This window comes from Bradyrhizobium sp. LA6.1, assembly GCF_040547805.1.
In the GTDB taxonomy this organism is placed as follows: Bacteria; Pseudomonadota; Alphaproteobacteria; order Rhizobiales; family Xanthobacteraceae; genus Bradyrhizobium; species Bradyrhizobium barranii.
Map to the genome: position 1 here is coordinate 318,379 of NZ_JBEPQK010000001.1, position 11,431 is coordinate 329,809.

Genomic DNA, 11,431 nt, shown 5'->3' on the forward strand with positions numbered 1-11,431 from the left:
CGGCAGCGGCATCCGTTGCCGCCCTTTTCCTTTGTCCCGCAGCCTGCGTAGGCCGTCAGGCTTACGGGGGAGTCCTTTCCGCGTTGGCGAGAGACAAGTTCCGGCCTTCTTGCTAGATTCGCCGGGATGAGCATCTCCCTCCACCCCGACACCCCGCAAGCCAGGACAGTGCCGAGCGCTGCCGCGGCTGGCGTCGTGCCCGGCGAGGCGGCGGGGCGCGGGATCAGGACCCGGCTCTTCACCAAATATGTCGCGCTGTTCGTGGCCGTCGTCGCCATTGCGCTGCTGGCCAACGGGCTGTTCGAGGTCTTCTTCTATTATCGCGAGCACAAGGCCGCGCTGATCCGGGTCCAGCATGAGCAGGCCGAGGCAGCGGCGGCCAAGATCGGCCAGTTCGTCAAGGAGATCGAGAGCCAGCTCGGCTGGACCACGCAGCTGCCCTGGTCGGCGGGCTCGATCGAGCAGCGCCGGTTCGACGCGCAACGGCTGCTGCGCCAGGTGCCCGCGGTCACAGAGCTCGCCCAGGTGGATGCGACCGGCAAGGAGCGCTTGCGAGTCTCGCGGCTGGCCATGGACGCGATCGACAGCGGGATCGACCTGTCGGCCGACCCGAAGTTCACCGAGGCGGTCGCGCACAAGGTCTATTACGGCCCGGTCTATTTCCGCAGGGAGTCCGAGCCCTACATGACGCTCGCGCTGGCCGGCGCGCGCAAGGATGCTGGCGTCAGCATCGCGGAGGTCAATCTCAAGCTGATCTGGGACGTCGTGTCCCAGATCAAGGTCGGCGAGCACGGGCACGCCTATGTGGTCGGCCCGGAGGGACGCCTGATCGCGCATCCCGACATCAGCCTGGTGCTGCGCAACACCGACATGTCGGGCCTCGCGCAGGTGCGCGCCGCGCAGGCTGGAGGCGGCACCCTGTCCGACGCGCTCCCCGAAGCGCGCAATATCCAGGGGCAGAAGGTGCTGACCACATCGGCCCCGATCGAGCCGCTGCATTGGACCATGCTCGTCGAGCTGCCGGTCGAGGAGGCCTATGCGGCGCTCTATGCTTCGCTGCAGCGGCTGGCGATCGTGTTGCTCGCAGCGTCGATCTTCGCGGTGCTCGCCGGGATTTTCCTCGCGCGCCGCATGGTCGGACCGATCCAGGCCCTGCGCAGCGGCGCCGAGCGGATCGGCGGCGGCGATTTCTCGCAGCGCATCTCGATCAAGACCGGCGACGAGCTTGAAGGACTCGCCGACCAGTTCAACGACATGGGCGCGCGGTTGCAGGAATCCTATGCGGATTTGGAAAACAAGGTCGAGCGGCGGACGGCTGAATTGTCCGAAACGCTCGAGCAACAGACGGCGACTTCTGAGGTGCTGGAGGTCATCAGTTCCTCTCCGGGCGAACTCGCTCCCGTGTTCTACAAAATGCTCGAAAATGCGACGCGGGTCTGTGGCGCAAGTTTCGGCGTCATGAATCTCTGGGACGGTGAAAGCTTCACGATTGCGGCGGATTACAATGTGCCGGCTGCGTTCGCTGCTTCGCGAAAAGATGTGGAAATCCGACCTCGTCCGAACAGCGCGCTCGCCGAGGTCGTCAGGACACGTAAGGTCGTCCACGTTCACGATGTGCGAAACACACCTGCCTATCTTGCTGGTGGGCCTGCCGTTCGCGCGATCTCAGACGTCGCCGGCGCCCGTACGATCGTCATCGTGCCGATGCTGAAGGAGAACGAGCTGATTGGCACGATCGCGGTCTATCGCAAGGAGGTCCGTCCGTTCGCCGACAAGCAGATCGCACTGGTTGAGAATTTCACCAAACAGGCTGTGATTGCGATCGAGAACGCTCGACTGCTCAAGCAGCTTCGTGAGCGTACCACGGAGCTGTCGCAGTCGCTCGACAATCTGCGTACCGCGCAGGATCGCCTGATCCAGACCGAGAAGCTCGCCTCCCTCGGCCAGCTCACGGCGGGGATCGCCCACGAGATCAAGAACCCGCTCAATTTCGTCAACAATTTCTCCTCGGTCTCGACCGAGCTGATCGATGAACTCAACCAGGCCCTGCAATCGGCTTCGCTCGACGGCAAGACGAAGGAGGAGGTCGACGAGCTGACCGGCATGCTCAGGAGCAATCTGGAAAAGGTGGTGCAGCACGGCAAGCGCGCCGATTCCATCGTCAGGAACATGCTGCTGCATTCGCGCGCGGGTTCCGGCGAGCATCGCCCCAGCGATATCAATGCCGTCGTCGAGGAAAGCCTCAATCTCGCCTATCACGGTGCGCGCGCGGAACGGCCCGCCTTCAACGTCACGCTTGAGCGCGAGTTCGATCCCGGGGCCGGGACGGTCGATGTCTATCCGCAGGAGATCGCGCGCGTCTTGCTCAATTTGATCTCGAACGGCTTCTATGCTGCGGCCAAGCGCAAGGAGAGCGCGACGGACGGCTTCGAGCCCACCTTGAACGCGGCCACCAAAAACCTCGGCGACAAGGTCGAGATCCGGATCCGCGACAACGGCACAGGGATTCCGCCCGAGGTGAAGGCGAAATTGTTCAATCCGTTTTTCACCACCAAGCCGGCCGGCGAGGGCACCGGGCTCGGCCTGTCCATGAGCCATGACATCGTCGTGAAGCAGCACGGCGGCACGATCGACGTGAACACCGAGCCCGGTGTATTCACCGAATTCATCATCACGCTGCCGCGCCAGATGGCGGCGGACGATACTCCCGGAGGCAAGAATTGAACGTTTACATCCTGGTCGTCGATGACGAGCCCGACGTCGAGGCGCTGTTCCGGCAGCAGTTCCGGCGTGACCTGCGCGCCGGACGCTTCCAGATGGAATTCGCGCCGTCCGCGTCCGATGCGCTCAGGCTCGCCTCCGAGGTGCGCGACCCCTCGTTGATCCTGATCCTGTCCGACATCAACATGCCCGGCATGAGCGGGCTCGACATGCTGCCCAAGGTGCGCGCCGAGCATCCGGACGTTCCCGTCATCATGATCACGGCCTATGGTGACGCCGAGACGCGCCGGAAGGCGATCGAGCGTGGCGCCATCGGGCTCCTCACCAAGCCGATCGATTTTGCGCTGCTGCGGCAGGAGATCGACACGAGGCTCGAGCAAGCCGCATGACTTCGACCATCCTCTTCGTCGATGACGAGCCAGACCTCGAGGCGCTGATCCTGCAGAAGTTTCGCAGGCAGATCCGCGACGGGCTCGTCGACATCATGTTTGCACGCGACGGCGTCGAGGCGCTGGAGTCCCTCGAGCAGAACCCGCATGTCGACATGGTGGTCTCCGACATCAACATGCCGCGCATGGATGGGCTGTCGCTGCTGGCGAAGCTCCAGGAGGCCGAGGACAAGAAGTCGACTATCATCGTCTCGGCCTATGGCGACATGAGCAACATCCGCACCGCCATGAACCGCGGCGCGTTCGACTTCCTCACCAAACCGATCGACTTCGCCGACCTGGAAGCCACGATCGAGAAGACCATTCGCCATATCGAGATGCTGCGCGAGGTGCGGCGCCGTCAGATGGAGGCGGAGCGGGCCCATGCCGCGCTGTCGCGCCATTTCTCGCCCGAGCTCGCCAAGCGTCTGGTGGCGGGCGGCGAGGGTGAGGGGATCGAGGTGCAGTGGCGCGATGTCGCCACCATCTTCACCGATATCACCGGGTTCACCTCCCTGGTCGAGAGCGCGCCGCCCGAGACGCTCGGCGCGCTCCTCAACGAATATGTCGGCGGGATGACCGAAACCATCTTCGCGCATGAGGGGACGGTCGCAAAAATCATCGGCGATGCGATCCAGGTGCTCTTCAATGCGCCCGGCGATCAGCCGGACTATGCGACGCGTGCGGTCGCCTGCGCCCATGACCTCGATGCCTGGGCACAGGATTTCTGCGCGCGCCAGAGGGCCGTGGGCGTGAATTTCGGCACCACCCGCATCGGCATTCACGCCGGGCCGGCACTGGTCGGCAATTTCGGAGGCAACCGCTTCTTCGACTACACCGCCTATGGAGACACCATCAACATCGCGGCGCGACTGGAGGCCGCCAACAAGCATCTGGGAACACGCATCTGCGCCAGTGCCAGCGTCGCCAAGGCTGCCGAGCATTTTCAAGGCCGTCCCGTGGGTGATCTGATGCTGCGCGGACGCAGCGAACCGCTGCGTGCGTTCGAACCGTTGCCGCAGGATAAATTCGAAGCGCCAAGGACGGCGCAATATTCCGAGGCTTTTGCCAAGATGGAAGCCGGCGACGTCGCGGCCATGCCGGCCTTTGCCGCGCTGGTCGGGATGCACGCCGACGATTCCCTGGCCGGCTTTCACCTGAAGCGCTTGCTCAACGGTGCCAAGGGCATCCGCATGAAACTGGATTAGGAGTTCGACATGATTGGTGATTTCTCCGCCGGCAACTATCGGTTCATTCCGTCCGTGTTCCAGTATTCGGCGGGTGCCGCCGCTGACGACGGATACGAGATTGAGCGGGTTCGGTTCGATCGCCTGGTGCCGCTGGCCGAGGGATTTGCGCTCGCGGCGAAGTATATCCAGGAAGCAGGGCGTCCGCTGACGGCGTTCTGTGCCTGCGAGTTGCGCTCACCGGCGGCCTTCAGCGAGGAAGGCTTTCGCGCATTCAACCTGCATTATGTGAAGACGCTGTCCGAATGGGGCATCTTCGACGGCACCACCAATCCGGTGGCGCGCAGCAATGTCTGTCCGGAGATCGATCCGCCGTCCGAGCCGTCGTTCTATGCTTTCTCCTTCACGCGTCCGACAACCTCGAAGGCACCAAGCTTCGTGATCGCCGGTGGCGCCGAGGCGCGCGAGGGCGGCGGCACCTATGTCGAGCGCACGGTGCGCTACCGCGACCTCAGCCCGGAGGGTCTTCGCGAGAAGGTGCGGTTCACCACGACGTCGCAGATGGAGAACCGGATGACGGCCTTCGGCTTCGGCTGGAAGGACACCACCGGCGTGCAGGCCTATTCCGTGCACGATTTCCACCACGCGCTGGTCGACGAGCTGGTCCGCCACGGCGCGCTGCGCTCCGGCCTGACCTGGCATTTCGCCCGTCCGCCGGTGGTCGACCTCGAATACGAGATGGATTGCCGTCGCGTGATGCGCGAGACCGTGATTTGAGGTCCTCATCCTGAGGAGCGGCCGTCAGGCCGCGTCTCGAACGATGGCTCCAGGTGACAGTCGGGCCTTCATGGTTCGAGACGCGCGTAAGAACGCGCTCCTCACCTGAGGGACTGCTAGCGCTGGCGCGGGTCGAGCGCGTCGCGCAGGCCGTCGCCGAGCAGGTTCAGCGACAGCACCACGAGGAAGATCGCAAGGCCCGGCCAGATCGCCATCCACGGCGCCTGGGTCAGGAAGCGCTGCGCCGCGTTGAGCATGCTGCCCCAGGACGGTGCCGGCGGCTGCTGGCCGAGGCCGAGGAACGACAGCGCGGCTTCGGCGATGATGGCGGCGGCGATCGACAGCGTCGCCTGCACCAATAGCGCGGGAAGGATGTTCGGCAGGATGTGCGAGAACGCGATCCGCCACGGCGGATTGCCGAGCGCGCGCGCCGCCTCGACATAGTCTTCGGCCTTGACGCTCAGCACCTGCCCGCGCGTCAGGCGGATGAAGATCGGCGTTGCCGAGATGCCGATCGCGATCATGGCGTTGCCGAGGCTGGGACCGAGGAAGGCGGCCAGCGCGATCGCCAGGATCAGGAACGGGCAGGCCAACATCGCATCGGTGATCCGGCTGATCAGCGCGTCAACAAATCCGCCGCGATAGCCGGCGAGGAGACCAAGAGGGACACCGATCCCGAGCGCGATCGCGACCGAGATCAGACCCGCCATCAGGGAGGCCCGCGCGCCGTAGATGACGCGGCTGAGGATGTCGCGGCCGAGATCGTCGGTGCCGAACCAGTGGGCGGCGGTGGGCGGCTTGCGCACCAGGCTCCAGCTCGTTGCAATGGGATCATAGGGCACGACCAGCGGCGCAAGGGCCGCAAGCAGGATGAAGGCTGTGATCACGACAAGCCCGAAGACCGCGGCCTTGCGCTTGAACAGGCGCCGCCGCGCACGGCGGGCCGGGCTGTCCAGCTCGTAGGCCTGGGTGGCGGGACTGGCTGGCAGTGCGGCGTCGGTCATCGTCTAACCTCGCAGCCGCGGATTGACGAGGACATAGGCGACGTCGGCGACGAGATTGAGCGTGATGTAGACTGTGGCCGTCACCAGCACCACGCCCTGCACCACCGCATAGTCACGGTTGAAGACGGCGTCCACGATCAGCTTGCCGAAGCCGGGAATGGAAAAGATCTGCTCGGTCAGCACCGCGCCCGACAACAGCGTGCCGAGCTCGAGCGCGCCGAGGGTGATGATCGGCGTCAGCGCGTTGCGCATCGCGTGCTTGAGGATCACCGAGCGCTCGGAGAGACCTTTCGCGCGCGCGGTGCGGACATAGTCGCTCTCCAGAACCTGGAGCATGGCGCTGCGTGTGTGCCGCATCAGGACCGCTGAAATTGCGTTGCCGAGCACGAAGGCCGGCATGATGGTGGCGGCCAGGCTCGCGCGCCAGTCCTCCGTGAGCGGCACATAGCCTGAGGCCGGCAGCCAGCCCAGGTGAATCGAGAACAGGAAGATCATGAGGATTCCGAGCCAGAAATTCGGCGTCGAGATGCCCCATAGCGCGAACAGATTGGCGCCATAGTCCCAAACCGTGCCCTTCTTCACCGCGGAGATGATGCCGGCGGGAATGCCGATGAGGAACGCGATCAGGATCGCCATTGAGCCGAGCTGGAGCGTCACCGGCAGTTTCTGGGCGATCAACTCGCGCACCGGCATCTTGTTGCGCAGCGACTCGCCGAAATTACCGGTGAGGACTCCCTTGAGCCAGTAGACATATTGCACGGGGATCGACTGATCGAGCTTGTACTGCTGCCGGATCTGCTCGATCGCTGCGGGATCGCGCTCCTCGCCGGCCATCACCAGCGCGGGATCGCCCGGCAGCAATTGCTGGAGCGAGAAGATCAGCACCGACACGAAGAACAGTGTCGGCACGATCTGCGCGATGCGGCGGGCGAGGAAGTTCAGCATGGCTCCACGCGTTTCCCGAGTGATGCCGCGATCACTTGAACTTCAGCCCGACCACGCGCACGAGGCCATCAGGCATCTGCCGGTAGCCCTCGAGCTTCTTCGTATGCGCGATCAGGAGCGTACGATGATAGATGTAGATGATCGGCAGGTCGTCGAGCAGGATCTTGGTCAGCTTCCCGTAGATCGCCTTGCGCTCCTCGACATTGGACGTCGCCCGTCCGTCTTCCATCAGCTTGTCGGCTTCGGGGTTCGAATACACGCCGTCGTTCTGCGGCGCCTTGCTGCGCATGAAGATGTAGGAATTGCCGTCCGGGTCGATGCGTCCGCTCCAGTTGATCTGGAACACCTGGAACTCGCCGGCCTGCGCCTGCTTGAAGGTGGTCGCGAATTCAACGACGCGGACCTTGATGTCGAAGCCTGCTTCGGCGGCCATGGACTGCACGACCTGGGCGACGGCCTCGTACTCGGTGCCCTTTGGTACCATGTAGTCGACGGTGACGGGCAGGCTGACACCGGCTTCCTTCAACAGCGCCTTGGCCTTGGCGATGTCGCGACCCGGAATGGGGAAAGCCTTCTGATAGTATGGATGCGTCGGGCTGACCCATTGATTGCCCGGCGTGAACTCGCCGTTGAATACGACCTGGTTGATGGCCTCGCGATCGATCGACAGGCTGAGTGCCTGGCGTACCTTCGCGGATTGGCTGAGTGGCCCCTTGGTCTTGTCGTTGCCGATATTGATCGTCAGGCCCTGATAACCGAGCTCGGGCGCCGTCGACAGCACCAGCTTGGGATCGGCGCGCACATCCTTGATGTCGGTGGCCAGCACGCGCTCGATCAAATCGAGCCCGCCGGACTTGAGGTTGGCAAGGCGCACCGTCGCGTCGACAATCGGCAGGAACACGACGCGGTCGATATGGATGTTGTCCTTGTTCCAGTAGTCGGCAAACTTCTCGAACACCATGCGGTCCTGTTGGACGCGCTCGACGAATTTGTAGGGGCCGGCGCAGACCGGATGCAGGCCGAACTTGTCGCCCGCCTCCTTCGCGGCCTTCGGCGAGACCATCATGCCGGAGCGGTCGGTGAGCTGGGCGATCAGCGGCGAGTAAGGGGTCTTGAGCACCAGCTTGATGGTCAGGGGATCGACCACCTCGACATGGTCGACGCTGGCAAGCTCCGACTTCCGGAACGAGGTCGGCAGCGTCATGTGACGCTCGATCGAGAACTTTGCGGCTTCGGCGTCCAGCGGTTCGCCGTCATGGAATTTGACGTTCGGCCGGAGCTTGATCGTCATCTCCTTGCCGTCGGCCGAAGTCTCGTAGGACAGCGCGAGCTGCGGCACGATGTTGAGCTTCTCGTCGATGTCGAACAGCTTGTCGCAGAAGGCGGAGAAGACGATGCGGCCGACATAGGTGCGGCCGATGCTGGGATCGAGGATATCGGGGTCTTCGGCGATGCCGATGCGAAGCGTGGTCTGAGCCTGGGCTGCGCCCGCGAGCGACGTCAGCACAGCCGACGCCAGGATTGTCAAACGCATGAAACTCATCGCTCTCAACCTCTGTTTTGCGGCTATGCCGGGTCCGTTCCCAATGAACTAACCCCGCTGCCGCGGACTGCTTCCGGGCCCCCGCTGAAGGCGGCGACCAATTTTTCAAGGACCGGCGAGAAGCCGCCGTCGGACGGGACGATCGCCGCGGAGGACGGCAGTTCCGACGTTCGGTGACAGGCCGTTGCATGTCCGATGCCATCCGGCACGAGCTGCGGCATTTCACTGCGGCAGCGGTCGATCACGTAGGGGCAGCGGGTGTGGAAGCGGCAACCCGGCGGCGGGCTGAGTGCGCTGGGGATCTCTCCCTGCAGCACAATTCGGCTGCGCTTTGCCCGCGGTTTAGGCATGGGGATCGCGGACAGCAGCGCACGGCTGTAGGGATGGCGGGGTGCCGCGAACAGGGCGTCCGCCTCGGCAGTCTCGACGATCTGGCCGAGATTCATCACGGCGACATGGTCGGCGATGTGCTTGACCACGGCGAGGTCATGCGAGACGAAGATATAGGCCAGCCCAAGCCGGTCCTGAAGCTCGCGCAGCAGGTTCAGGATCTGCGAGCGGATCGAGACGTCCAGCGCCGAGACCGGCTCATCGCAGATGATCAGTTTTGGTTCGACCGCGAGCGCGCGGGCAATGGCGATGCGCTGGCGTTGGCCGCCGGAGAATTCGTGCGGATAACGCCGCTCGAGCCGTGGCTCGAGGCCGACCAGCCGCAAGATTTCCGCGACGCGCTCGCGCCGTTGCGCCGGCGGTACCAGATCGTGCAGCGCCAGCGGCTCGGTGAGAATCTGGCCGACCGTCATGCGCGGATTGAGCGAGGCGTAGGGGTCCTGGAAAATGATCTGTGCTTCGCGGCGGAAGGCGCGGAGCGCCGCGGCGTCCAGCGAGAGCAGGTCACGGCCGGCGAAACGCACCGTGCCTGCATCCGGCTCGATCAGCCGCAGCACCAGGCGACTGACGGTGGATTTGCCGCAACCGGATTCGCCGACCAGGGCCAGCGTCTTGCCGGCGTCGAGAGAGAAGCTGACGCCATCGACCGCTTTGACATGCCCCAGTGCCCGGCCGAACAGCGAGCGCCCGGCGACAAAATGCTTGACCAGGCCTTCGACCTCGAGAAGCGCCATCACGACACCAGAAGTTCGAGCGGTGCGCGGATGCAGCGCGAGAGGTGGCCGGGGCTGACCTCGACCAGCGGTGGCGGTGCCTTGGTGCAGGCGTCCAGCACGAAGGGGCAGCGCGCGGCGAAACGGCAGCCGCCGGGTGGCTGCGCCATGTTCGGCACCATGCCCTCGATCGTGGCCAGTTGCTCGGCGCGACGATCGAGCCGCGGGATCGAGCCCAGCAGGCCGACGGTGTAGGGATGCTGCGGCATGGCGAACAGCTCGTCGACCGGCGCGCGCTCGACGATCTCGCCGGCATACATCACCGCGACCTCGTCGCAGACTTCGGCGACGACACCGAGATCGTGGGTGATCAGGATGATGGCGGCGCCGCTCGCCGCCTTCAGTTCGCGCATCAGCTCCAAAATCTGCGCCTGCAGGGTGACGTCGAGCGCGGTGGTCGGCTCGTCTGCGATCAGCAGCCGCGGATCGCAGGCCAGTGCCATCGCGATCATCACGCGCTGGCGCATGCCGCCGGAGAGCTTGTGCGGGTATTCGTCGATCCGCCGCTCCGGCGAGGGGATGTGGACGCGGCGCAGCAACTCGATGGCCCGCTCGCGCGCGCTGCGCCGCGAGCCGCCGCGATGGCGCAGAATGGTCTCGATGATCTGGTCGCCGATGGTGAAGCTCGGGTTGAGCGACGTCATCGGCTCCTGAAAAATCATCGCCAGCCGGTTGCCGCGGAGGTCGCGCAGCGTCTGGTCAGGAGTCTTCAGCAAGTCAAAGCCGTCGAAGCGGATTGCGCCCGAGATCTCCGCGCTTTGCTTCGGCAGCAATCCCATGATCGCCAGCGACGTCACGCTCTTGCCGCAACCGGATTCGCCGACGAGGCCGAGCGTCGCGCCATTGGCGACGCTGAGATCGACGCTGTCGACGGCGTGGGTCACGCGGCCGTCGTCGCCGTGGAAGCGGATGCGCAGATCCTTGATCTCGATGAGAGGACTTGCGCTCATGATTGCCTTGCTCGGCTCGCAGCGATGCTGGCGTCGATGACGCTGCGATCGGTGTTGCCTGCCGGGTTCTGCCGCGTCGGCATGGAAGAGCGGAAATGTACCCAGAGTTCCTGACTGACGCGCTCCAGCCGTTCGAGTTCGCCCAGCGGATCGAGATGATCGTCGGCGCGAATGTCCAGCGCCGGCCATTCCTCCTCGCCGTGGATCAGGAGCGCAGCGGATTGCTTGCCGCGCTTGTCGCCGCCGGCGGCCTCGCCCGCGCGCATGGCGGCAAGCAGGCGGCGCGGGAAGGGTAGGCTGTCATTGGCGATATAGGTCTTCGCGGTCTCGTCGAGCACGTCGGCGCCGGCAAGCATGTTGCCGGCAATGGAGAAGCCGCTGCCGGCGATGTGCCCGCACCAGTCGACGCAGTCGCGCCCGGTATGCGCGGCGATCGCGCCGCTGGCGTCCATGATGTGGATCTGGCGGCTCTCGCGGCCGTCGTCGGTCGCGAGCTGGGTGGCGAGAACGTCATGCGCGTTCAGGCCCTCGCGCAGCAGCTTGACGCCGTCGATGCCGTAGTAGGGATTGACGAAGGCCTGGGTCGCGATGGCGCCGAGACCGGCCGCGATGTAGGGCACGCGCGCGCCGACGGCGAAGAAGCGGGTAGCTACAGCGATGCCGAACTGGCCGGTGGCAGGGTCTCGCGCGATGATCGACCAGGTCATGTGCTG

At 64.8% G+C, this 11,431-nt stretch carries 10 protein-coding genes; 4 read left to right on the plus strand and 6 right to left on the minus strand.

The genetic code is table 11. The annotated features are described in order from the left end of the window. Positions 1-126: 126 nt before the first annotated feature. From ABIB99_RS01450 to cnbZ, 4 genes are read left to right on the plus strand one after another with little or no spacing between them, the layout of a single operon-like run. The gene (locus ABIB99_RS01450) at positions 127-2,724 is read left to right on the plus strand and encodes a sensor histidine kinase (protein ID WP_354174528.1); all 2,598 of its coding nucleotides are present in this window, start codon (positions 127-129) and stop codon (positions 2,722-2,724) included. After that, positions 2,721-3,110, plus strand: a complete 390-nt coding sequence (locus ABIB99_RS01455) for a response regulator (protein ID WP_014496960.1) — start codon at positions 2,721-2,723, stop codon at positions 3,108-3,110. Before ABIB99_RS01450 ends, ABIB99_RS01455 begins: the two co-directional genes overlap by 4 nt. Next, positions 3,107-4,357, plus strand: coding sequence for an adenylate/guanylate cyclase domain-containing protein (locus ABIB99_RS01460; RefSeq protein WP_063984757.1), 1,251 nt, complete (start codon positions 3,107-3,109; stop codon positions 4,355-4,357). The genes ABIB99_RS01455 and ABIB99_RS01460 overlap by 4 nt, the downstream gene beginning before the upstream one ends. 9 nt (positions 4,358-4,366) lie before the next feature. Further along, a complete protein-coding gene (gene cnbZ / locus ABIB99_RS01465; protein ID WP_063984756.1) occupies positions 4,367-5,113 on the plus strand; it encodes a 2-amino-5-chloromuconate deaminase CnbZ in 747 nt (248 codons plus the stop codon). A gap of 116 nt (positions 5,114-5,229) precedes the next feature. Here cnbZ and ABIB99_RS01470 read toward each other — a convergent pair whose 3' ends face one another. From ABIB99_RS01470 to ABIB99_RS01495, 6 genes are read right to left on the minus strand one after another with little or no spacing between them, the layout of a single operon-like run. Further along, the gene (locus tag ABIB99_RS01470) at positions 5,230-6,117 is read right to left on the minus strand and encodes an ABC transporter permease (RefSeq protein ID WP_039151440.1); all 888 of its coding nucleotides are present in this window, start codon (positions 6,115-6,117) and stop codon (positions 5,230-5,232) included. A gap of 3 nt (positions 6,118-6,120) precedes the next feature. Then, positions 6,121-7,062, minus strand: a complete 942-nt coding sequence (locus ABIB99_RS01475; RefSeq protein ID WP_231144406.1) for an ABC transporter permease — start codon at positions 7,060-7,062, stop codon at positions 6,121-6,123. A gap of 31 nt (positions 7,063-7,093) precedes the next feature. Further along, on the minus strand, positions 7,094-8,605 hold the full coding sequence (locus tag ABIB99_RS01480) for an ABC transporter substrate-binding protein (RefSeq protein WP_063984754.1): 1,512 nt from the start codon (positions 8,603-8,605) through the stop codon (positions 7,094-7,096). A gap of 23 nt (positions 8,606-8,628) precedes the next feature. Next, positions 8,629-9,729, minus strand: a complete 1,101-nt coding sequence (locus tag ABIB99_RS01485; protein WP_063984753.1) for an ABC transporter ATP-binding protein — start codon at positions 9,727-9,729, stop codon at positions 8,629-8,631. Then, on the minus strand, positions 9,729-10,718 hold the full coding sequence (locus ABIB99_RS01490) for an ABC transporter ATP-binding protein (RefSeq protein WP_354119739.1): 990 nt from the start codon (positions 10,716-10,718) through the stop codon (positions 9,729-9,731). Before ABIB99_RS01490 ends, ABIB99_RS01485 begins: the two co-directional genes overlap by 1 nt. Beyond that, the gene (locus tag ABIB99_RS01495) at positions 10,715-11,425 is read right to left on the minus strand and encodes a DUF1028 domain-containing protein (protein WP_354119738.1); all 711 of its coding nucleotides are present in this window, start codon (positions 11,423-11,425) and stop codon (positions 10,715-10,717) included. The genes ABIB99_RS01490 and ABIB99_RS01495 overlap by 4 nt, the downstream gene beginning before the upstream one ends. Between the last annotated feature and the right edge of the window lie 6 nt (positions 11,426-11,431).

What these genes read in the sequence shown, in the direction of transcription:
- ABIB99_RS01450 (WP_354174528.1), top strand. Translation starts at nt 127, where the DNA reads ATGAGCATCTCCCTCCACCCCGACACCCCGCAAGCCAGGACAGTGCCG.
- ABIB99_RS01460 (WP_063984757.1), top strand. Translation starts at nt 3,107, where the DNA reads ATGACTTCGACCATCCTCTTCGTCGATGACGAGCCAGACCTCGAGGCG.
- cnbZ (WP_063984756.1), top strand. Translation starts at nt 4,367, where the DNA reads ATGATTGGTGATTTCTCCGCCGGCAACTATCGGTTCATTCCGTCCGTG.
- ABIB99_RS01470 (WP_039151440.1), bottom strand. Translation starts at nt 6,117, where the DNA reads ATGACCGACGCCGCACTGCCAGCCAGTCCCGCCACCCAGGCCTACGAG.
- ABIB99_RS01475 (WP_231144406.1), bottom strand. Translation starts at nt 7,062, where the DNA reads ATGCTGAACTTCCTCGCCCGCCGCATCGCGCAGATCGTGCCGACACTG.
- ABIB99_RS01480 (WP_063984754.1), bottom strand. Translation starts at nt 8,605, where the DNA reads ATGAGTTTCATGCGTTTGACAATCCTGGCGTCGGCTGTGCTGACGTCG.
- ABIB99_RS01485 (WP_063984753.1), bottom strand. Translation starts at nt 9,729, where the DNA reads ATGGCGCTTCTCGAGGTCGAAGGCCTGGTCAAGCATTTTGTCGCCGGG.
- ABIB99_RS01490 (WP_354119739.1), bottom strand. Translation starts at nt 10,718, where the DNA reads ATGAGCGCAAGTCCTCTCATCGAGATCAAGGATCTGCGCATCCGCTTC.
- ABIB99_RS01495 (WP_354119738.1), bottom strand. Translation starts at nt 11,425, where the DNA reads ATGACCTGGTCGATCATCGCGCGAGACCCTGCCACCGGCCAGTTCGGC.